This window comes from Nonomuraea sp. NPDC049028 (assembly GCF_043197735.1).
GTDB lineage: Bacteria > Actinomycetota > Actinomycetes > Streptosporangiales > Streptosporangiaceae > Nonomuraea.
This window is the reverse complement of the sequence record NZ_JBICTR010000014.1, coordinates 92,724-114,495: the sequence shown is the minus strand read 5'-3', so window position 1 is coordinate 114,495 and position 21,772 is coordinate 92,724. Positions and strand designations below refer to the sequence as shown.

General features: G+C 71.5%; 15 protein-coding genes. 6 read left to right on the top strand and 9 right to left on the bottom strand.

Going from position 1 to position 21,772, the window contains the following annotated elements:
- Positions 1-3: 3 nt before the first annotated feature.
- Complete coding sequence (gene lnt / locus ACGFJ2_RS46020; protein WP_357952187.1) at positions 4-1,503, bottom strand: apolipoprotein N-acyltransferase; 1,500 nt, start codon at positions 1,501-1,503, stop codon at positions 4-6.
- Positions 1,504-2,355: 852 nt separating this feature from the next.
- Positions 2,356-4,587, bottom strand: coding sequence for a HelD family protein (locus ACGFJ2_RS46015; RefSeq protein ID WP_393479438.1), 2,232 nt, complete (start codon positions 4,585-4,587; stop codon positions 2,356-2,358).
- Positions 4,588-4,881: 294 nt separating this feature from the next.
- Here ACGFJ2_RS46015 and ACGFJ2_RS46010 point away from each other — a divergent pair, with 294 nt between their 5' ends.
- From ACGFJ2_RS46010 to ACGFJ2_RS45985, 6 genes are read left to right on the top strand one after another with little or no spacing between them, the layout of a single operon-like run.
- Positions 4,882-6,087, top strand: a complete 1,206-nt coding sequence (locus ACGFJ2_RS46010; RefSeq protein WP_357951789.1) for an ROK family transcriptional regulator — start codon at positions 4,882-4,884, stop codon at positions 6,085-6,087.
- A 43-nt stretch (positions 6,088-6,130) separates the two neighbouring features.
- Positions 6,131-7,468, top strand: coding sequence for an ABC transporter substrate-binding protein (locus ACGFJ2_RS46005; protein WP_393479435.1), 1,338 nt, complete (start codon positions 6,131-6,133; stop codon positions 7,466-7,468).
- 1 nt (position 7,469) lies between these two features.
- The gene (locus tag ACGFJ2_RS46000; RefSeq protein ID WP_357951785.1) at positions 7,470-8,396 is read left to right on the top strand and encodes a sugar ABC transporter permease; all 927 of its coding nucleotides are present in this window, start codon (positions 7,470-7,472) and stop codon (positions 8,394-8,396) included.
- Positions 8,393-9,283 carry a carbohydrate ABC transporter permease gene (locus ACGFJ2_RS45995; protein ID WP_393479432.1) on the top strand — a complete coding sequence of 297 codons (891 nt, stop codon included), beginning with the start codon at positions 8,393-8,395 and terminating at the stop codon, positions 9,281-9,283. Before ACGFJ2_RS46000 ends, ACGFJ2_RS45995 begins: the two co-directional genes overlap by 4 nt.
- Positions 9,280-10,536, top strand: coding sequence for a 6-phospho-beta-glucosidase (locus ACGFJ2_RS45990; protein ID WP_393479430.1), 1,257 nt, complete (start codon positions 9,280-9,282; stop codon positions 10,534-10,536). The genes ACGFJ2_RS45995 and ACGFJ2_RS45990 overlap by 4 nt, the downstream gene beginning before the upstream one ends.
- The gene (locus ACGFJ2_RS45985) at positions 10,521-11,666 is read left to right on the top strand and encodes an N-acetylglucosamine kinase (protein ID WP_393479427.1); all 1,146 of its coding nucleotides are present in this window, start codon (positions 10,521-10,523) and stop codon (positions 11,664-11,666) included. Before ACGFJ2_RS45990 ends, ACGFJ2_RS45985 begins: the two co-directional genes overlap by 16 nt.
- Before the next feature lie 107 nt (positions 11,667-11,773).
- Here ACGFJ2_RS45985 and ACGFJ2_RS45980 read toward each other — a convergent pair whose 3' ends face one another.
- From ACGFJ2_RS45980 to ACGFJ2_RS45950, 7 genes are all read right to left on the bottom strand, one after another.
- The gene (locus ACGFJ2_RS45980; RefSeq protein WP_357951778.1) at positions 11,774-13,339 is read right to left on the bottom strand and encodes a glycerol-3-phosphate dehydrogenase/oxidase; all 1,566 of its coding nucleotides are present in this window, start codon (positions 13,337-13,339) and stop codon (positions 11,774-11,776) included.
- Positions 13,336-14,811, bottom strand: coding sequence for a glycerol kinase GlpK (gene glpK / locus ACGFJ2_RS45975; protein WP_357951777.1), 1,476 nt, complete (start codon positions 14,809-14,811; stop codon positions 13,336-13,338). The genes ACGFJ2_RS45980 and glpK overlap by 4 nt, the downstream gene beginning before the upstream one ends.
- Before the next feature lie 80 nt (positions 14,812-14,891).
- A complete protein-coding gene (locus tag ACGFJ2_RS45970) occupies positions 14,892-15,809 on the bottom strand; it encodes an IclR family transcriptional regulator (protein WP_393479424.1) in 918 nt (305 codons plus the stop codon).
- A 144-nt stretch (positions 15,810-15,953) separates the two neighbouring features.
- Positions 15,954-16,442 (bottom strand): Lrp/AsnC family transcriptional regulator, encoded by a 489-nt coding sequence (locus tag ACGFJ2_RS45965; protein WP_357951773.1) that lies wholly within the window; start codon positions 16,440-16,442, stop codon positions 15,954-15,956.
- A 23-nt stretch (positions 16,443-16,465) separates the two neighbouring features.
- Positions 16,466-17,059 (bottom strand): ATP/GTP-binding protein, encoded by a 594-nt coding sequence (locus tag ACGFJ2_RS45960; protein WP_357951771.1) that lies wholly within the window; start codon positions 17,057-17,059, stop codon positions 16,466-16,468.
- A 284-nt stretch (positions 17,060-17,343) separates the two neighbouring features.
- Positions 17,344-18,180 (bottom strand): terpene synthase family protein, encoded by an 837-nt coding sequence (locus ACGFJ2_RS45955; protein ID WP_358186043.1) that lies wholly within the window; start codon positions 18,178-18,180, stop codon positions 17,344-17,346.
- 307 nt (positions 18,181-18,487) lie between these two features.
- Positions 18,488-21,772: a CHAT domain-containing protein gene (locus ACGFJ2_RS45950; RefSeq protein ID WP_393479420.1), complete on the bottom strand. Its 3,285-nt coding sequence runs from the start codon at positions 21,770-21,772 to the stop codon at positions 18,488-18,490.

Genomic DNA, 21,772 nt, shown 5'->3' with positions numbered 1-21,772 from the left:
CAGTCATTCCTCACCGGTCGCCTTGCGCCTGACACGCCACGCGGCGACCCCGGCGGCCGCCACTCCCATCAACGCCAGCGCCCACTCTGGCAACGCGCCGATCTGGGTCGCGACCGTCGCCTGGGTGCGCACGGGCACCTTCACCACGTTCATGTCCGCCACGAGCTCGCGGGTCTGCCAGGAGACCTTACCGTCAGGTGTGACGTACGCCGAGATGCCGGTGGTGGCCGCCGTCACGACCGCCCTGTTGTGCTCGACGGCCCGCAGCTTCGACATGGCCAGCTGCTGCGGCGGCAGGTTGGACTCGGCGTAGGTGGCGTTGTTGGTCTGCACCACCAGCGGCGTGGCCCCCGTCTTGACGGTCCCGCGCACGGTGCCGTCGTAGGCCACCTCATAACAGTTGACCGCGCCGATCGTCACCGGCCCCATCTTCAGGTCGCCCGGCTTGGTGCCCGGGACCGACTGCCTGCCCACCAGACCGGCCCGCTCCCACAGGGCCAGCACGAGCTCCTTGAAGGGTGTGTACTCGCCGAACGGCACCAGTTGCTGCTTGTCGTAGTAGGCGCCGGGTCCGGTCACCGGGTCCCAGACCAGGCTGCGGGTCGCGCGGTTCTCCTCGCCGATCGCCACGACCGCGCCGACCAGCGTGGGCACCCCGACGTCCTTCACGGAGTCGTCGATGATCTGGCGGGCGGTCGCGTCGCGGTAGGGGTCGATGTCGGTGGAGTTCTCGGGGAGGACCACGATGTCGGGCTTGGCGAGTTTCCCGTCTCGTACGGCCTGCGCCAGCTTTTTGGTCTCGTTGGCATGATTTTTCAGGACAACGGCGGGTTCGTCGCCCATGACGTACATACCGCGGCCCGGCACGTTGCCCTGCACGATGCCGATGTTGACCGTCCGCCCCTCATCGCCCGGCCTCGGCACGGCCAGGGTCAGCAGGGGCACGACCAGAGCGAGCGAGAGCGGGACGAGCCGCCCGGTGACACGCCGGGCGTCCGGAGGCCGCCGCAGCAGCGTGTAGGCGAGCAGGGCCCCGCACAGCGCGACGGCGAACGACACGAGCGGCGCCCCGCCCAGCGCGGCGTACTCGGTGAACAGCGACTCGCCCTGGCTGAACGCCAGCCGCGCCCAGGGGAAGCCGCCGATGGGGAACAGCCCGCGCGCCCACTCCATGGCCACCCAGAGCCCGCCGAACCACAGCGGCCACAACCGCAGGCGGAACACCAGCGCGGCCAGGGCGGCCATCACGGCGTAGAACAGGCTCTCGACGCCGACCAGCATCAGCCAGACGTCGTCGCCGATCGCGCGCACCCAGGCCAGGGTGGGGAACAGGAACACGGCGGCGGCCAGATAGCCGAGCCAGGCGGCGCGCCGGGGGCGCACGCGGTAGAGGGCGGCGACGATCAGCGCGACGCCGAGCGGCGCGGCCGGCCACCAGTCGATGGGCGGAAAGGCGAGGAACAGCAGTCCCCCACCGGCCACAGCGGCGGCCACCCGGGCCATGAGCACCCGCCCGGACTCCCGAACCCCACGCCCTACGGGAACGGACCCACCGGGGACGGAAGCGGACGTATCGGGGACGGAAGCGGACCCACCGGGGACGGAAGCGGACGTACCAGACGGAGACGCGGACCCGTCCGAGGCCGGCACGGGCGTGCCGGACGGAGACGCGGGCGGAACGGGCGGGCCGGATTCGGGCGTGGTCGAGTCAGGGGTGTGCGGGGTTCCGCCGCCAGTGGGCGGTGGGCCCGTCTTGTCCTGCACCACGCGGGATTCTCCTCGCCGTTCGCACGCCTGCTTGCGAAAACGCTACCGCCCCCGGGCAGCGATTCGGCCCTCGCGGCACCCGGTGATCCGCAAATAGGGGTCCCAGGCGCTGGACGACCCAGGATAGGGGTCGGCGAGAACGGCGAGGAGCGGCGGCGAAAGGAGCGGCGGCGAAAGGAGCGGCAGGGTGATCCCGTGACCTGACGGGACCACCCGGCGCTGATGGCGATCCTGCGCACGAGAGGGAAGAGGGCCCGGAAACCCTTCGGACCGGACCCGTCTCGTCGGCGGCGAGCGCGGAATTCCGTTGTCTACTGGGCTCCCGGGCCCGTCCCGGGTCCAACCCCCCGCCCGGTTGGGGTGCCCCGACTCGACGGACCGACGGCCCTGCACCTGGCTGTGTGGACGGAGTCACGCTCCGTCACGGACGCAGGATCCGACGATGTCAGAGACGGCCAACCGGCCAAGTCCCGTGCTGGACTGCGCAGCAAACTACCGACTCCACCTCAGATGTCAACCGTGTCCCGATCAGCAGAAACATCAAGTTTCCGCAGGTAGGACATGCTTGCGTTGTCGCATTAAAGCGATCTAATGCCCATTTGTCGGCCCGGACGCGCGGCTTGGCAAGCCGCCCAGCGCCCCCGAAAGGAGGGCTGACAGCGGCCGCTCGTGGACGACGCCGAGCCGCTGGGTGGCCCGGGTGAGAGCGACATATAGGTCACTCAGGCCGCGCGGCGACTGCGAGGCTATCAGGTCCGGCTCGGCCACGATGACCGAATCGAACTCCAGCCCCTTCGCATCGGTCACACCGAGCACGGCCACGGGGGCGTCGAGCGCCGCGGTGCCCCGGGTGGCGCGGGAGGAGACCACGGCGGCCCCCTCCACCGTGTCGGAGATCACCTTGCCGAGCTCGCCGAGCAGCGCGTCGGGGACGACCACGGCGACCTTGCCGCCCTCCCCGACCTCGGCCTTGACCAGCTCCGGCAACTGGGACAGCGGCGCCGACCAGGGCTCGGCGCCGCTGTCGCGGACCGAGGCGGGCGCCTCGAGCGCCGGGTCGATGGTGGCCAGCACGCGGGCGGCGACCTCCATGAGCTCCACCGGCGTGCGGTAGTTGACGGTGAGCCGCTCCTGGCGCCAACGGCCCGCCACGTAGGGGTCGAGCACCTGGTTCCACGAGCGGGCCCCGGCCATCGAGCCGGTCTGCGCGATGTCGCCGACGATCGTCATCGACCGGGTGGGCACCCGCCGCATGATCACCCGCCAGGCCATGGCCGACAGCTCCTGCGCCTCGTCCACGATCACGTGACCGTAGGCCCAGGCGCGGTCGGCGGCGGCCCGCTCGGCGGTGGTGAGGTAGGGCCCCTCGCCACGCTGGCGTTCGGCCAGGCGCTCGGCCTCCATGACGTCGGACAGGCCCGTCAGTTCGAGCACCTCGCGGGCGTAGGCGAGCTCGGCCTCGCGCTCGTGCTCGGCCGCCTGCCGGGCCGCGGCGAGCTCCTCCTCGGCCTGCAGGGCGCTGGCGCGCAGCACCTGCTCGTCGATCTCGCCGAGCAGTTCGGCCGCCTCGTCGAGCAGCGGCACGTCGGACTCGGTCCACTCCCCTCCCTCACGCCGCAGCAGCGCGCGCTCCTGCGGGGTCAGGGCCGCGGCCGCGTAGTCGAGCCGCTCCGGCGCGCCGTACAGGCCGAGGAGCAGGCGCTGCGGGGTCAGGTACGGCCAGAGCCTGTTCAGGGCGGTCTTGACCGGCTGTTCGGTGCGCAGCTCCTCACGCAGGTCGGCCAGCTCGTCGTCGTCGATGAGGCCCTTGCCGAGCTTCTTGGCCGCCTGCCTGGCCAGGGCGTTGAGCAGCGACCTGACGAACACCGCGCGCGCCTGGTTGTGCGCCCGGCGCGAGCGGGTGGCCTTGTTCTTGGCCGATTCGAGCATGTTGCGGTCGATGGTGAGGGTGTAGCGGCCCAGGTTCAGCTCGACGGGCTTGCGGGGCACCCGCTGCCGGTCGCGTACGGCCCGCTCGATCACCTCGGCCATGCGGAGGTCGCCCTTGATCGCGGCCACCTCCGGCCGGTCCCTGGCGGTGGCCGTCAGGCCGGGATAGAGCTCGCCGACCGTCGACAGCAGCACGTCGGTCTCGCCCAGCGAGGGCAGCACCTGCTCGATGTAGCGCAGGAAGGTGAGGTTGGGGCCGAGGATCAGCACCCCGCGACGCTCAAGGCGCTCCCTGTGGGTGTAGAGGAGGTACGCGGCGCGGTGCAGGGCCACGACGGTCTTACCGGTGCCAGGACCGCCCTGGACGACCAGCACGCCGTTGAGGTCGGCGCGGATGACGCGGTCCTGCTCGGCCTGGATGGTGGCGACGATGTCGCGCATCCGGCCGGTGCGCCGCTCGTCGAGGGCGGCCAGCAGCGCGGCCTCGCCGTTGAGCGTGGCGCGGTCCTCGTCGGTCAGCGTGTCGAAGTCGAGCAGGTCGTCGTCGACGCCGATGACCGCGCGGCCCTTCGTCTGCAGGTGCCGCCTCCTGGTGAGGCCCATGGGCGCGGCCGGGGTGGCGCGGTAGAACGGCTGGGCCACGGGCGCGCGCCAGTCGATGAGCAACCGCTCCTGCTCGTCGTCGGTGATGCCGAGCTTGCCGATGTAGAGCCTGCCCTCGTCGACGTGATCGAGCCGGCCGAACACCAGCCCGCGCTCCACCGCCCAGAGCCGGGCCAGCCGGGCGGCGTACATGCCGGCGAACGTGTCGCGCTCCGACCTGTTCTGCTGCGTACCGACGGCGCCGGCGCCGAGCACCTCCTTCAGCTGGCTCTGGGTGCGTTCACGCAACGCGTCGAGGCGGGCATAGAGGCGGGCGACATACTCCTGCTCCCTTGCGAGCTCTGTTTGACGAGTTGCCGCCTGACCATTATTGTTGTTAATGGGACACTCCGGGCCATTCTGCTTGTTGTTACAACAAACGACGACATTAGCATGCCTGTTGAGGCACTCCCATCTTCCCGCGCGACATCCCGGCCCGCATCCGGTCACGGCTTGGTTTCACCCCTTGACCGAAACCCTCCGGGCCTCTTAGGTTCGCATCAAGTTAGGAAAGTTTCCTAACTTCGGGTCAAGGGGTGAAAGTTGAGCGGTCCGGTACCAGGTACTCCCAGTCTGCTCCGCGCCATCAATGATCGCGCGGCGTTGCAGGCCCTCCTGGAGCGCGGCCCGCTGACCCGCCCCGAGATCGGCACCCTGACCGGCCTGTCGAAGCCGACGGCCTCGCAACTGCTGTCCCGTCTGCAGGAGGCGGGTCTGGTGGTGCTCGACGGCATCAGGGAGGGGCTGCCCGGCCGTACCGCGGAGGTCTACCGGATCAACCCGGCGGCGGCCTACGTGGGCGCGCTGGACGTCACCCCCGCCCGGATCGAGGCCAGGGTCGCCGACATCACCGGCACGACCGTGGGCTCGTACACGCTGCCCACCCCGCGCCGGCCGGGCGGCGAGCTGGTCGCCAGGCTGCGCGCGGCCCTCGACGGCGCGGGCTCCCCCGGCCCGCTGCGGCGGGTGGTGATCGGCGTGCAGGCGGCGATCGACCCGTCCACCGGCCGGCTCGGCTACGCCACCGCCAAGGACATGCCGGGCTGGCAGATCGGCGACCTGGTGCCGACACTCGCCAAGGGACTCGGCGTGCCGGTGTCGGTGGAGAACAACGTCAACCTGGTCGCGCTGGCCGAGATGGCGCACGGGGCCGCGCGCGGCGACTCCGACTTCGTGCTGCTGTGGGCCGACGAGGGCATCGGCTCGGCCATCGTGCTGGGCGGGCGGATGCACCGGGGCGCCACCGGCGGCGCGGGCGAGGTCGGCTACATGCCGACCCCGGGCGCGCCGACGGCCCGCGAGGCGGGACGCTACGCCAACCACGGCTACCAGGCGCTCACCGGCGGCCCGGCCGTGCTGAAGCTGCTGCGCTCGTACGGCGTGCGCGGCACGGACTTCCGCCAGGCCATCGCGAACGCGGTGCGCGCGGCGGACGACCACCAGACGGGCCAGAAGGCCGACGACGCGAGGGCGGGGCTGCGCGACATCGCCGCGCGGCTGGCGGTGGGCCTGGCCGCCATCACCTCCGTCATCGATCCCGGGCTCATCGTGCTGACCGGCGGCGTGGTGCTGTCGGGCGGCGAACCCCTGCGCGAGCTGGTCGAGCACGAGCTGCACGCGTTGACCATCCCGCGGCCCCGGCTGCGCCTGTCGTCCGTCGAAGGCAACCCCGTCCTCGCCGGCGCGCTCGACCTCGCCCTCGACCTCGTCCGCGACGAGGTCTTCGGCTCTACGGTCCCAACCCCCTGAGCTCCACAACCCACATGAGTAACGTCATGAGGAGGCACCCCCCGTGCGCTTCGTCCCCTTGGCGGCCGCAGGGCTCGCCGTCCTGACTCTGGCCGCGTGTACCGCGGGCAAAGAGGGCGGTCCTGCTCTCGGCTCCCAGTCCAAGCCCAGCGGCACCGCGCCGACCGCGCTGCCGGCCGCCTCCATCGAGCTGTGGCACGGGTTCTCGGCGGACTCGGAGGTGAAGGCGTTCACCGACGCCATCGCCGGGTTCAACAAGAAGTACCCGCAGATCAAGGTCAAGCTGGTCAAGGGCGTACAGGACGAGCAGATCACCCAGGCCGTACGCGGTGGCCGCCCGCCGGACGTGGCCTCGTCCTTCACCACCGACTCGGTGGCGACCTGGTGCAAGAGCGGCGTGTTCCAGGACCTCAACCCGGTGATCAAGCAGGACGGCGTCGACCTGTCGGGCCTGCCGCCCGTCGTGAACGACTACACCCAGTACGAGGGCAAGCGGTGCGTGATGCCGCTGCTGACCGACGCGTACGGCCTCTACTACAACAAGGCCCTGATGAAGGGCAAGCAGCCGCCCAAGACGCTGTCGGAGCTGACCAAGCTGGCCAAGGAGCTCACGGTCCGCAACCCCGACGGCACCATCAAGGTCGCCGGGTTCATCCCGAGCGGCCAGTACTACGAGAACACCGCGGGTCACTGGGGCGCGATGGTCGGCGCCAAGTGGACCAACCCCGACGGCACCTCGGCGATCGGCTCCGACCCCGCCTGGAAGACGCTGCTGAACTGGCAGAAGGAGCTCGTCGACTGGTACGGCTACGCCAACCTGGACAAGTTCCGCAAGAGCCTGGGCGACGAGTTCTCCGGCAAGCACCCCTTCTACCAGGGCAAGGTCGCCATGGGCATCGACGGCGAGTGGCGGGTGGCCATGATCGCCAACGAGGCGCCGAAGCTCGACTACGGCACCGCCCCCATGCCGGTCGACGACGCCAAGCCCGACCTGTACGGCAGCGGCTTCACCGCGGGCACCGTGATCGGCGTGCCGAAGGGCGCCAAGAACCCCGAGGCCGCCTGGGCTCTGGTGAAGTACCTGACCACCGACACCGACGCGCTGGTCACGCTGGCCAACGCGATCCGCAACGTGCCGACCACCAAGGCCGCGCTGGAGTCGCCCGCGCTGAAGAAGGACGAGCACTTCCAGACCTTCCTCGACATCTTCGCCAACCCGAAGACGAGCACGATCCCGGCGCACGTCAACAGCGTGTTCAACCAGGAGGCGCTGCAGGGGTTCATCACCTCGTGGGAGAAGGGCTCGGTCAAGGACCTGGACGCGGGGCTGAAGGGCGTGGACAAGACCATCGACGCCAAGTTCAAGCTGTCGGGCGGCTGAGGTGGCGGGCGTACCGCTCAGGCGCCGGGAGGGGTTCCGTGCCCTGTTGTGGCTGTCGCCGTGGCTGGTGGGGTTCGGGGTGTTCTTCGCCTATCCGCTGCTGGCGACCGTCTACTTCTCCTTCTTCAACTACGACCTGTTCTCGCTGAAGTTCAACGGCCTGGCCAACTACCGCTACTTCCTGCAGGACGAGCGGGCCTGGATCTCGATCGGGAACACGGCCTGGCTGGTGGTCGTCATGGTGCCCGCCCAGGTGCTGTTCGCCCTGGGCGTGGCGCAGCTGGTGACGAAGCTGAAGGCGGGCGTGGGGTTCTTCCGCACGGTGTTCTATCTGCCGTCGCTGGTGCCGGTGACGGCGGGGACGGTGGCGTTCGTCTTCCTGCTGAACCCGGCCACCGGCCCGGTCAACCGGATCCTCGCGCTGGTGGGGATCTCCGGGCCCGACTGGTTCGGCGACAAGGACTGGTCGAAGCCGGGGCTGACGTTGCTGGCCATGTGGGGCGTCGGCAACGTCATGGTGATCTTCCTGGCGGCGCTGCTGGACGTGCCCAAGCACCTGTACGAGGCGGCGGCCATCGACGGGGCAGGGGCGTGGCGGCAGTTCCGCAGCATCACGCTGCCGACGATCCGTCCCGTGCTGATGTTCTCGGCGGTGACCGGCGTCATCTACACGCTGCAGTACTTCACCCAGGCGATGATCGCCTCCCGGGTCGCGGCGGGTGTCACCGACGCGCCGGGCACCTCGTTCGTGCCCGGCTATCCGGAGATGTCGACGCTGACGCTGCCGCAGTGGCTGTTCCAGACGGGCTTCCGCGACTACGCGATGGGCTACGCCTGTGTGCTGGCGCTGGTGCTGTTCGCGGCGTCGATGGTGTTCACGCTGATCCTGCTGCGCCAGTTCCGCGGGTTCGAGGAGGTGGCCGAATGACCGCCACGCTGGTGGCGCGCCCCACGCGGGCCGCCGGGCGGCGCGCCCGGGAGCGGCGTGGCCGTACCAGGAGGGTGCTGTACTGGATCGCCACGCACGCGACGGCCGTCGCGCTGGGGATCGCGTTCATCGGGCCGCTGGTCTTCGTCCTGCTGACCGCGGTGATGAGCGACAACCAGACGCTCACCGACGAACTATGGCCGCACAGCTGGAACTGGGGCAACTTCGGCGAGGTGTTCGCCAAGTCGCCGATCCTGCTGTGGCTGCGCAACACGATGATCTACGCGGTGACCGGCACGCTGTTCACGCTGGTGTCGTCGATCCCGGTGGCCTACGCGCTGGCCCGGTTCCGCTTTCCGGGGCGCAGGCTGGCGTTCCTGCTGGTCATCACCATGATGATGCTGCCGCCCCAGGTGGTCGCGGTGCCGATCTACCTGATCTGGGCGCGGCTGGACCTGACCGGGACGCTGCTGCCGCTGATCCTGCCGATGCTGCTCGGCGACGCGTTCTCGATCTTCCTGCTGCGGCAGTTCCTGCTCTCGATCCCGCGCGAGTACACCGACGCGGCGCGGGTGGACGGCTGCACCGACTTCAGGACGCTCATCCGGGTGATCCTGCCGATGGCCCGGCCGGGCATCGCGGCGGTGGCGCTGTTCCAGTTCTTCTACTGCTGGAACGATTACTACGGGCCGCTGCTGTACGCCTCCACCAACCTCGACAGCTGGACCCTGTCGGTGGGGCTGGCCTCGTTCAAGGCGCTGCACAGCGTGCAGTGGAATTTGACCATGGCGGCGACGCTGCTCGTCATGGCACCGGTGATCATCGTGTTCTTCTTCGCCCAGAAGGTCTTCATCGAGGGCGTGACATTGACGGGAGTGAAGGGTTGAAACTGGCCGTGGTGGGGGGCGGCTCGACGTACACGCCCGAGCTGATCGACGGGTTCGCGCGGCTCCGCGACGAGCTGCCGGTCTCGGAAATCGCACTCATAGATCCCGATTTATCGCGACTTGAGGTTGTTTCTGGGATTTCGCGCCGCATGCTGGCACATGCCGGGCATCCGGCCCGGGTGCTGGCCACCTCGTCCGTCGAGGAGGGCGTGTCGGGGGCCCAGGTCGTCCTGTTCCAGCTGCGTGTGGGCGGGCAGGCGGCGCGCGACGTGGACGAGACGCTGCCGCTGCGCTGCGGCTGCGTGGGGCAGGAGACGACCGGCGCGGGCGGGCTGGCCAAGGCGCTGCGCACGGTGCCGGTCGTGCTGGAGATCGCTGAGAAGGTGCGTACGCACGCGCCGCAGGCGTGGATCGTCGACTTCACCAACCCGGTCGGCATCGTCACCCGCGCGCTCCTGGACGCCGGGCACCGGGCGATCGGGCTGTGCAACGTGGCGATCGGCTTCCAGCGCCACGTCGCCGGCCTGCTGGGCGTGCCGCCGTCGCGGATCTCGCTCGGCCACGTGGGGCTCAACCACCTGACCTGGGAACGGGCCGTGTACCTGGACGGCGAGGACGTGCTGCCGTCGCTGCTCGCCGAGCACGCGGAGTCGCTGGCCGACGGCCTGGGGCGCCCCGAGCTGCTCCGCCGGCTCGGTGTGGTGCCGTCGTACTATTTACGCTATTTCTACGATCATGACGCGGTCGTGGAGGAACAGCGGGCCAAGCCGTCGCGCGCGGCCGAGGTCGCGGCGATGGAGACGAAGCTGCTGGAGATGTACGCCGACCCGTCGGTCGTCGAGAAGCCGGCGCTGCTGGGCGAGCGCGGCGGCGCCTACTACTCCGAGGCGGCGGTCGCACTGATCGCCTCCCTGCTCGGCGACCGTCCCGGCACCCATGTGGTGAACATCCGCAACCACGGCACGCTCCCCTTCCTGGCCGACGAGACGGTGATCGAGGTGCCCGCGCACGTCACCGCCGACGGGGCCGCGCCGCTGCCGGTGCCGCCGGTCGAGCCGCTGTTCGCGGGGCTGATCGCGCACGTGTCCGCCTATGAGACGCTCGCCCTCGAGGCGGCCCTGCATGGCGGCGCGGACCGCGTACGCGACGCCCTGCTGGCCCATCCCCTGATCGGGCAGGACGCGACCGCCGAGGAGCTGACCGGCCTGCTGCTGGAGGCCAACCACGCCTACCTTCCGTGGACGGTGAGGTAGTGGAGCACCGCAGGCTCGTCCTCGCGGTCGACGGCGGCAACAGCAAGACCGACGTGGCGCTGGTCACGGAGGACGGCGACGTGCTGGCCACCGGCCGCGCGGGGCCGTTCGCGCCGCAGAGCGACGGGGTTCCGGCGGCGCTGGACGCGGTGGAGGAGGCGGTACGGCAGGCGCTCGCGCAACTGCCGCCGGACGGCGCCATCGGCCCGGACGGCTCGCCGGACCACTCCGCCGACCCCTCCCCGGACCGTTCCGCTGATCGCTCGCCGGACCCCTCCCCGGACCGTTCCGCTGATCGCCCCCCGGACCCCTCCCCGGACCGCTCTCCCGATCGGCCTGTTGTCGTGGGCCGGTTCGATCATGTGGCGGCCTATCTGGCGGGGGCCGATCTGCCGGTCGAGGAGGAGGCCCTGGCCCGCGAGTTCGCCCGCCGGGGCTTCGGCCCGGACATCTCCGTCCGCAACGACACCTTCGCCCTGCTCCGGGCGGGCGCCTCGAACTCCTGGGGCGTGGCCGTGGTGTGCGGTGCGGGCATCAACGCGGTCGGCGTCTCCCCCACCGGCGAGGTGGCCCGCTTCCCCGCCCTCGGGCGCCTCAGCGGTGACTGGGGCGGCGGCCAGGGCGTCGCGGAGGAGGCGCTGTGGCACGCCGCCCGCGCCGAGGACGGTCGCGGTCCGGCGACCACGCTGGCGGAGCTGTGCACGCGGCACTTCGGCGTACGCACGGTCGAGGAGCTGATCCTGGAGCTCCATTTCGGCCGCCTGGACGAAGGCCGCCTGCACGAGCTCACGCCGGGCGTCTTCGCCACGGCCGCGGCGGGCGACCCGATCGCCAGATCGCTGGTGGAACGCCAGGCGGAGGAGATCACCGTGCTGGCCGAGGTCTGCCTGCGCCGCCTGGACCTGCTGGAGACGCCCACGGAGGTGGTGCTGGGCGGCGGCATCCTCCGGGCCCGCGACCCGCTCCTCACGGCCCTCCTGGACGCCTCCTTCGCCGCCAGGGCGCCGCGGGCCAAGCTGGTGGTCGCCGACGTCCCGCCGATCGTCGGGGCCGCTCTCAACGGCCTGGAGCACCTGGGGGCGACAGACCTGGCCAAGACCCGCCTGCGCGCCCGCTACGAACAGACCTGACGGGCCCGCGAACCCGCCGCGCCTTGGCAGTGGGCGCTTTGGGAGCGGGCCTGGACAGCGACCGGCCCTGGCGGTGAGGGCCCTCGCGGTGAGGGCCCTCGCGGTGGTCAGGACGCGGGAACCGGGCCGCCCGTGAGAAGTGTCTCGACGCGGGTGCGGACCTCCGGGGTGTCGAGGCCGCGGACCGTGAGGGTGGTGCGGCGCCGTACGACGTCGTCGACCGTCGCCGCCCACTCGTGGTCGCGCGCGTAGACCGCCTGCGCCCAGATGTCCGGCCCGTCCGGATGGATCCGCTCACCCAGCGCGGGCGTGTCGCGGATGAGCCTGGCCAGGTCGAAGGCGATCGAGCCGTAGTGCGAGGCGAGGTGGCGGGCCACCAGCGGGTCCATCCGGGTGCCGGGCTCGCGGTCGGTCCACAGGCGCATCGCGACCGCGTCCGGGCTGGCCAGGCCGGGCAGCGGCATGGCGGGCAGGATGGCCGCGAGGTCGTCGCCGAGCGGGTGGCCCGGCAGGTGGGCGAGCATGTCGAGGACGAGCTTGCCGATGTGCCGGTAGGTGGTCCACTTGCCGCCCGCCACCGACAGCATGCCGCCCTTGCCCCGGCTGAGCACCGTCTCCCGCTTGGCCGACGACACGCCGCCGGGGCCGCCCGGCAGCACGCGCAGCCCGGCGAAGGCGTAGGTGATGTCCTCGCGCCGCAGTTGCGACTCGCGTACGGCGTGCCCGGCCTCGTCGAGGATCTGGGCCACGTCGGCGTCGGTGGCGCGCACGTCGGCGGGCTCGCCCTCGTAGGCCTCGTCGGTGGTGCCGAGCAGCAGGTGGTCCTCCCACGGGATGGCGAAGGACACACGGTATTTGTCGATCGGGGTGGTCAGGGCCGCCTTCCACGGCTCGTGGCGGCGCATGACCAGGTGGGCGCCCTTCGACAGGCGGATGCTCGGCGCGGCCCCGGGGTCCTCCATCCGACGAAGGTGGTCCACCCACGGGCCGGTGGCGTTCAGTACGAGGCCGGCCCCGATGCCGAACTCCGTACCGTCGAGCCGGTCGCGCAGCTCCGCCCCCGAGACCGTGCCGCCGCTCTCGCGCAGGCCGACGACCTCGGCGTGGTTGAGCACGACCGCGCCCGCGTCGACGGCGGCGCGCACGGTCATCACCGCGACCCGGCTGTCGTTCATCTGGTGGTCGCCGTAGACGGCGGCGGCGCGCAGCCCCTCGGAGCGGAGCGCGGGCACCCTGGCCAGCGCCTGGTGCGGGGTGATGACCCGGCCGAGCCCGTCGCCGAACACCGACAGCGCCGAGTAGAGGAACACCCCCGCGCCCAGCTTGGCGGCGCCGTGCGGGCCGCCCCGGTAGACCGGCACCACGAAGGAGAGCGGCTTGACCAGGTGGGGGGCGATGTCGCCGGCCAGCGCCCGGCGTTCGCGGTGGTTCTCGGCGACCAGCTTGACGTTGCCCGTCTGCAGGTAGCGCAGGCCGCCGTGGACGAGCTTGGAGGAGGCGCTGGAGGTGGCCCCGGCGAAGTCGCCGCCGTCGACCATGGCGACCCGCAGGCCCGCCTGGGCGGCCATCCAGGTGACGGAGGTCCCGAGGATCCCGCCGCCGATGACCAGCAGGTCGTAGGTGCCCCTGGACAGCTCCTCGCGGGTCTCGGCGCGGGAGGCGGTCGTGGTCATGGCGTGCTCCAGTCGAGGCTTCGGTCGATGGCCTTGCGCCAGTTGCGGTATTCGCGGTCGCGGACGTCCTGGCCGATCTTCGGCCGCCACTCGGCCGCCTTGTGCCAGTTGGCCCGCAGGCTGTCGGTATCGGGCCAGTAGCCGGTGGCCAGCCCGGCCGCGTACGCGGCGCCCAGGCAGGTGGTCTCCGACACCATCGGGCGTACGACGGGCACCGCGAGCACGTCGGCCAGGATCTGCATGAGCAGGTTGTTGGCGGTCATGCCGCCGTCGGCGCGCAGTGAGGTGAGCGCGAGCCCGGCGTCGGCGTTCATCGCGTCGACCACCTCGCGCGTCTGCCAGGCGGTCGCCTCCAGCACGGCCCGCGCGATGTGCCCCTTGGTGACGAACCCGGTCAGCCCGGCGATGACCCCGCGCGCGTCGGAGCGCCAGTGCGGGGCGAACAGGCCGGAGAACGCCGGGACGAAGTAGCAGCCGCCGTTGTCCTCGACGGTGCCCGCCAGGGTCTCGATCTCGGCGGCGCTGGAGATCAGGCCGAGGTTGTCGCGCAGCCACTGCACGAGCGAGCCGGTGACGGCGATCGAGCCCTCCAGCGCGTACGTGGCGGGGGCGTCGCCGATCTGATAACCGACGGTGGTGAGCAGCCCGTGCTTGGAGGCGACGGGCTCGGTGCCGGTGTTCATCAGCAGGAAGCTGCCGGAGCCGTAGGTGCTCTTGGTCTCGCCCGGCCCGAAGCACGTCTGGCCGAACAGCGCCGCCTGCTGGTCCCCCAGCGCCGCCGCCACCGGCACGCCGTCGCCGGTGGTGCCGTAGACCTCGGCGGAGGGGCGGATCTCCGGCAGCATCGCGCGTGGCACGCCGAGCGCGGCGAGCAGCTCGTCGTCCCAGCTCAGGGTGCGGAGGTTCATCAGCATCGTACGGCTGGCGTTGGTGACGTCGGTGACGTGGCGACCGGTCAGCCGCCAGATCAGCCAGCTGTCGACGGTGCCGAACAGCACGTCGCCGCGCTCGGCCCGCTCCCGCAGCCCAGGGGTCTCGTCGAGCAGCCACCGGATCTTCGGCCCGGCGAAGTAGGTGGCCAGCGGCAGCCCGGCCCTCTCACGGAAGAGCTGCTCGTGCTCGGACAGGGACCGGACCAGGGCGTCGGTACGGGTGTCCTGCCAGACGATCGCGTTGGCCACGGGCCGCCCGGTGTCGCGGTCCCACAGGACGGTGGTCTCGCGCTGGTTGGTGATGCCGAGAGCGACGAGCTGGCCGAAGTCGATGCCGCTGCCGGTGACGGCCTCGGCCACCACGCCCTGGACGGCCTCCCAGATCTCGGCGGCGTCGTGCTCGACCCAGCCGGGCCGGGGGAAGATCTGCCGGTGCTCCCGCTGCGCCACCGAGACGATCCGGCCGTCCTGGTCGAACACCATGCACCTGCTCGACGTGGTGCCCTGGTCGATGGCGGCGACGTAATGCGGTCCAGGCACGGCTTCCTCACTTCGATGTGTTCGGCATTACCGAACGGTTGCCAAATCCTAGCTGCGGTCGGGCCGGGCGTGTCAACACGTCACCGGCTCAGGTCGCGGGTGATGGCGCGGGCGGCGTCGCGGACGTAGGAGACGATCGTGATGCTCGGCTCGCCGCCCTCGGCCAGCCGCTCGACCGCGCCTCTGACGCCGATGGCGCCGACGGTGACGCCGCGCGCGTCCCGGATGGGAGCGGCTATGGAGACCTCGCCCTCGACCAGCTCCTCCACGTCGCAGGCCCATCCCCGGCCGCGCACCAGCTCCAGCTCCTTGGCCAGGTCGTCGGCGCGGGTGAGGGTCCTGGGCGTGAAGGCGGCCAACCCCTCGACGGCGAGCTCGCCGCCTGCCGCCGCACTGGGCGCTGTGGCGGACGGCATGCCGGGTGTTGCGCTGGGCGCTATGGCGGACGGTGTGCCGGGTGTTGCGCTGGGCGCTGTGGCGAACGCCGTACGATGTGATGCCGTGGGTTCCGGGGCGGACGGCGCGTGGAATGCCGCGCCCGCGTCGCCGTACGGGTCGTACGCCAGGAGGACCTTGCCCAGCGCGGTCGCGTGCGCGGGCAGCAGGGTGCCGACCTGCAGGACCTGCATGCTGTCGTCGGGCCTGAACACATGGTGGACCACCAGGACGCCGCCCTCGTGCGCGGTACCGATCCACACGCTCTCCCTGCTGCGCCCGGCCAGCGCGTCGGCCCAGTTGAGCGAGCGGGTGCGCAGCACGTTGACGTCGAGGTAGCTGCTGCCCAGGTGCAGCAGCGTGCCGCCGAGCCGGTAACGGCCCGTGGCTTCGTCCTGCTCGACGAAGCCGACATGGACGAGCGTGCGCAGGATGCCGTGCAGGGTGCCCTTGGGCAGGCCCATCGCGCGGGCCAGCTCGGCCACGCCCAGCTCGCGCGGGCCGGAGGCGAGCAGCCTCAGTATGCCGGCGGCCCGTTCGACGGACTGGATGGTCTCTCCCACGCCCCACACCGTAGCGCAGTTCGGCAATGCCGAACAGATCCCGCTAGCTGCAGCGGGGGCCCGTCGTCGAACGAGGCGAGGCCATCCGGGTCTGGCGGCCCATCGTCGGACAGCGCGAGCCCGCCCAGGACCGGCAGCCCGTCGTCAGGCAGGGGAAGCCGGAGCGGGCGCCGGACCGTCGGCGCCGTCGCCCGCCACCTCGGGCGGCCGGTGCTCGTAGGGGGTGCTCAGCACGACGGTGGTGCGTGTGGAGACGTTCGCCGACGCGCGGATGTGCTGCAGCAGCTCCTCCAGTGCCAGCGGCGTGGCGACGCGCACCTTGAGGATGTAGCTCTCGTCGCCCGCCACGCTGTGGCATGCCTCGATCTCGGCCAGGTGGGCCAGCCGCTCAGGCGCGTCATCGGGGGCGGCAGGGTCGATCGGCTTGATGGACACGAACGCCGTCATCGGCAGCCCGATCGCGTCATAGTCGATGATCGCGGCATAGCCGCGCACGACTCCGCGTTTCTCCAGCCGGCGCACCCGCTGGTGCACCGCCGAGACCGAGAGCCCGGTCTCCCTGGCCAGATCGGTGAAGCTCATCCGGCCGTCCCTGGCGAGCAGCGTGACGATCTGGCGGTCGATCTCCTCCATCGGTCAAAGGTAGCCGGTGATGGTCACGACATGGTCCCGACCGGGGTGGCTCCCTGGCGCATGGCGTGCTCGACCAGCGTGATGAGCACTTCCCGGCCGGAGTCCTTCTTGCGGGCGTCGCAGCGCACGATCGGGATCTCCGGTTCGAGGCCGAGCGCCGACCGTACCTCGCCGACCGTGAAGGGGCGCGCGCCGTCGAAGCAGTTGAGCGCCACCACGAACGGCTGCCCGCGCCGCTCGAAGTAGTCGATGGCCGGGAAGGAGTCGGCCAGCCGCCGTGTGTCGGCCAGCACCACCGCCCCGAGGGCGCCCATCGCCAGCTCGTCCCAGACGAACCAGAAGCGTTCCTGGCCGGGCGTGCCGAACAGGTACAGCATGTAGTCGTCGCGGATCGTGATCCGGCCGAAGTCCATCGCCACGGTGGTGGTCGGCTTGGCCTCGACGCCCGACAGGTCGTCGATGTCCACGCCGATATGCGTGAGCGCTTCTTCCGTACGCAGGGGACGGGTCTCGGAGACCGCGCCCACCATGGTGGTCTTGCCCACGCCGAACCCGCCCGCGATCAGAATCTTGATCGCGGTCGGCAACCGCCATCGATCAGAGCGACCGAAGTCCATCCAGCACCGCCTGTACATCCCTCCGCGGCCGTGCCGCGCATGCACAAATCCGCCCCGAGGAGCCGTGGTCAGTGGAACCTGTCAAGGCGCAGAGAAAAGGTCGAGCCACGTGCCTGGCATCGAGACACCCTAGCAACGCCACATATTCCACTCAAGCCACAATCATCCTCGGGAATCAATATGTCACGGTTTGTCGTATCTAGACCAGTTATTCGCATCCCGTTCATCCAAGGGTAAAGGCCCCTGTCATGGGAGGTTGCGAGACCGTAACGGCTTCAGAGGGCCTAGCCGGAAATACCGTACAAACCGGCGTTGAACCCGATCTGTCGCCGCAGGTAGGCGGCCGTGCGCGGACTGCGTTCGCGTACCGGCTTGAGCAGTTCCAGCGCCTCGCGCGCCAGCTTCCCCATCGCGTTCGTGACCTCGGCGTGGCTGACGCCGAGCATCAGCACGTTCAGGCCGCCCCAGCTGACGTCCCTGCGGTAGGAGGCGAGGTCGCCCAGCAGGTGCAGATAGCGCTGCACGTGCGCGCTGACGGCCCGCAGCTCCTCCAGATGGCGCCTGTCCCACTCGTCGCCCGCGTAGATCCAGTGCGACAGATCCACGAAGCAGGACCCCCGGCTGTCGGCGTTGTCCAGGTAACGGGCCAAGGTGGGGACGGCCCGGGTGTCACGCCACACCCACGCCCTGGCCATCGCGTCGAACATGCCGGCCAGCTGGTCGCGCCAGAGCGGGTGGAGGTCCTCGAAGTCCTTGACCGTCGCCAGCTCGTCGCGCAGGTCGGCCAGGAAGCGGGTGACCGCGGCCCGCGGCGCCGCGCCGTCGGCCACGTCCAGACAGTCGCGAATCAGCGCCTCCACCTGAGAACGCGTCGTCGTCGTGTGGTCCACCAGGCGGTCGACGGCCGACACCCAGAGCGACGTCCGGTTGACGATCTTGAGCGCTTCGGACGTGGCCCAGGGGGCGCTGAAGGCGCCGGTCAGCGCCAGCGCGGTGTAGAAGTCGGAGTCGAAGACCGCCCGTGGGAACAGCCCGCCGTACATCTGGGCGCAACGACGTAGATCCCGGCCGCACTCCGCGGCGAGCGCGCACGCCGAGCCCAGCTCGTACGCTTCTTTCAACTCGTCGTCCGGCATCCTAGAGCCGCTCGATCGGCATGCGGATCATGGGCGACGACCCCCCAAACCGGCATTTCTGCCGCTACTGGCGAATTTTCACATGATCATCCACATTTGATCAAGGTAAGGACACGGCCGCAGCACCCCCACAGTCACGCCGCACTGTCACCCCCACGTCATCCACCGTGTTCAGCATCCACCGTTCGGGCCGCTCTGTCAGCCATCCTTTCCGCCACTTGTGGGCCTGCTCCTCAGCCTCCTCAACCCGCCCCCTCAGTCCGCGCCTCAACCCGCCCCCTCAACCCGCGCCTTAACCCGCCCCGATCGCGATGAACGAGACGTCGTCGCCGCGGGCCTCACTGAGCGCCTCCGCCAGGCCGAGCCCGCGCCGTAGCCCGTCGTGCAGAGCCACCATGACGGGCACGGCGGCCGCGTCGTTCACCGGGACGACACTCGCGACGATGCCGGCCGTACCGAGGTGGAGCAGCGCGGTGGCCGGCCCGAGCACCTCGTCGGCCCCGACCGCGGCCACCTGCCCGGAGTCGCAGCTCGACAGCACGAGCCGGTAGGGGGCGCGGCGGAGCCGTTCGAGGTCGTACACGGTGAGGGGGCCGTCGTCCAGCAGCAGCGAGGAGAAGGAGGGGCTGTCGGCCCGGAACGTCCCGTGCGCCGCCAGATGCGCGAGATGACACCCGTCGATGGCCCCCAGCACCCCCTGAGCCGTCGCCGAACCATCGGCCAGCACAGTGACCGGCCCGGCGGACCCAGTGGAGGACCCGATGGAGGACGCAGTGACAGACCTGGTGGCGGGGCCGGTGGTCGGTCCGGTGGCGGATCCGGTGGCCGGACCAGCGGCGGACCCGCTGGCAGGGCCTGTGGCAGGTCCGATGGCGAGGCCTGGGGCCGGACCAGCGGCTGGCTCTGCGGCTTCGGCGTACAGCGCGGCGATGGAGCGTACCTCGCCGTCGGCGTTCGCCACGCCGGGGCCGCGTACGAGCACCACGCCCCCGTCAGCGGGCGGGACGACCGACCTGGCGCGCAACCAGGCCGCCGCCGACGGCGCCACGCTGAAGGCCCGGCGCCGGAGCGCGGGCAGCAACCCCCACGGCGCCCCGTGCAACGTCGCGGGCGGCACCACGATTAGCGGCTCACAGGCTCGCGACCCGGCAGGGGCCGACCCACCGCCGGACCGCCCAAGGTCTGGCGACCGGCCATCCGACCGCCCCAGGACTGACCGTCCGCCATTTGACGGCCCCAAGACCGGCGACTGGCCATCCGACCGCTCCAGGACTGACCATTCGCTATCAGACCGCCCGAGGACTGACCGTGCGCCGTCTTGCCGCCCGAGAACTGACGACCGGCCATCCGGCCGCCCGAGGGCTGATCGTTCGCCGCTCGAGCGTCCGTCGCTCAGGCGGCCCGCTACAGGGCCCAGAAGGGCGCGTTCCAGTCGGGCTCCGAGGCGGGCGAGTTCGCGTGGGTCGGCGCGGCTCTGGTACGCGAGCCGCCGCAGTCTCGAGCGGGCGAACTCGATCTCCGTGACGGCCGACGCGGCCGATCCCACCGTGAACCGGCGTACCCGCCCATCGCCGCACAGCAGCGCGTGCAACACACCGTCGACGATCACGAGCTCGACCAACCGGCCGCCACCGATCGCCGCCAGGAGCTCTCCTCCGCCGACCGCCGTCAGGAGCCGCCCACCGCCGGGGGCCGACCCGTCGCCGCGATCATCCTCGCGGCCGTCATCGCAACCGTCGACGCAACCATCGGCGCGGCCGTCAGCGCGACCGTCGACGCCGCGCACGCGCAGGGTCGCGGCGCGTACCCGTGCCTCCAGCCGGTCCCGGTCGCGTTCCAGCGTGGCCGCCGACGAGGCGCCCTCGGACCGTGCCCGGCCGAGCAGATGGTCGGTCTCGCGCAGCGCGGCGAGCTGGGCGAGCAGCCAGTGGTCGTCCGGCGGCCGTACGGGGGGCACGGCCAGCGAGGTCGCCCGCCATCGTTCGGTCCAGTCGAGCAACCTCCGGGGCCGCCCCGCGCGCAGCCAGTGCCGCTGGGCGAGCGTGACCAGCTCGGCCCCGTGGGCGGTCGCCAGGGCCCGCAGCTCCGGCGAACCGAACGCGAGGCGGTGTTCCTCGATCAGCGCCAGCCCGGCCCGGCAGGCATGCAGCAACCGCCGGGGCCGGTCGGCCGCCTCCGCACGCAGCGCCTCGGCCAGCCAGCCGCCCGCCCTGGCCGTCGCGGAGCCGCGGTGGCGGGCCCGCGCCGCCTGCGCCAGGTGCTGATCGGCCGCCCGCCGTCTGCCGAGCGCCAGCGCCGCACGGCCCGCGAGCAGGTGCGCCTGCCACACCTCAGGCGACCCGAGCTCCGCCAGCTTGACGGCCAGCCGCCGCGCCTCCGCCAACCGCCTCCTCTCCGCCACCCGCCTGGCCTCCGCCAGCGGCCTGGCGGGCGCCGCACCCCCGACCGCCTGCCCGACCACAGACTCGGAAGACACCGCACTTCCGGCCTCCCGCCCGACCACAGGACCGGAAGACACCGCCCGCCCAACCACAGAACCAGAAGGCATCACGCCCCCGGCCAAGGCCGTGTCTTCCGCGAGGGCCGCCTGGACCAGGATGAGCCGGGCATGCGCTGCCCACCAGGCGCGCCGCTGCCCCGCGAACAGGGTGCGCGCCTCCCCCGCCCGCGCGCGGGCGGTACCCGGATCGCCGGACAGCAGCGCCGCCCTGGCGGCGAGGAGCAGCAGTTCGGCCCGCATGGTCGCCTGCCCGCGCAGCCGGGCCAGGTGCCGCAGGGCCCCGTCGGCCTGCGCCAGGGCGTCGCGCGCGAGCCCGGCCGCCAGCAGCACCGCGCACCGGTCGGCGGCCAGGTCGAACATGGGTGTGCCGAGCGCCTGGAAGCCACGGTCGGCCTCGTCGAGGAGGTCCAGCGCGAGCGGCAGGTCACCCGCGCGGAAGGCGACGACGCCGCGGTTCTGGACGGCGACGACCGAGTCGTGTTCCTGGCTGGTGGTGGCGAACATCCGCTGCGCGACCCGGAAGTCCTCCTCCGCCAGGGTGACCGAGCCGCGCGCGAGCCGGACGTGCCCGCGCAGGGTCAGCGCGCGGGCCGCCCACACGGTGTCGCCCGCGCCGAGCAGCGCCGGAGCGGCGATCTCGAGGTCGTCGAGCGCCTCGCCGTGCCGGCCGAGGATCCAGCGGGCGCCGGCCCGCCGGAACAGTACCCGCGCCCGGGTGGTGCCTAAAGAGAGGGCGGCGGCCGTGTCGAGGGCGGACAGGCCGGGCCTGGTGCGGCCGTGCTGGAGGAGCGCGATGCCGAGCGTGGCCAGCACGTCGGCCTCGCGGTCGGCCGAGCCGGAGCGCCGTGCCAGCCGTACCGCCTGCCGCAGCTCGCGGATCGCCGCGTCGAGGTCGCCGAACTCGCGGCGCAGGATGCCGATCGCCTGACGCGCTATCGAGCTCTCGTACGGCCCGCGGCCGTCGGCGAGCATGGCGGTGGCGGCCGTCATGGCCTGTCGCGGACGCGCGAACACCATGGCCAGCACATCGTGCGGATCATCCGGAATCCGGGAATCCCTCGCCGTTTCCCCAGACAC

Bases quoted from the DNA above. Each gene is read 5' to 3' on its own strand.
- ACGFJ2_RS45965 (WP_357951773.1), bottom strand. From the start codon at position 16,442: ATGGAGGAGATCGACCGCCAGATCGTCACGCTGCTCGCCAGGGACGGC.
- ACGFJ2_RS45980 (WP_357951778.1), bottom strand. From the start codon at position 13,339: ATGACCACGACCGCCTCCCGCGCCGAGACCCGCGAGGAGCTGTCCAGG.
- lnt (WP_357952187.1), bottom strand. From the start codon at position 1,503: ATGGCCCGGGTGGCCGCCGCTGTGGCCGGTGGGGGACTGCTGTTCCTC.
- ACGFJ2_RS45960 (WP_357951771.1), bottom strand. From the start codon at position 17,059: ATGGACTTCGGTCGCTCTGATCGATGGCGGTTGCCGACCGCGATCAAG.
- ACGFJ2_RS45995 (WP_393479432.1), top strand. From the start codon at position 8,393: ATGACCGCCACGCTGGTGGCGCGCCCCACGCGGGCCGCCGGGCGGCGC.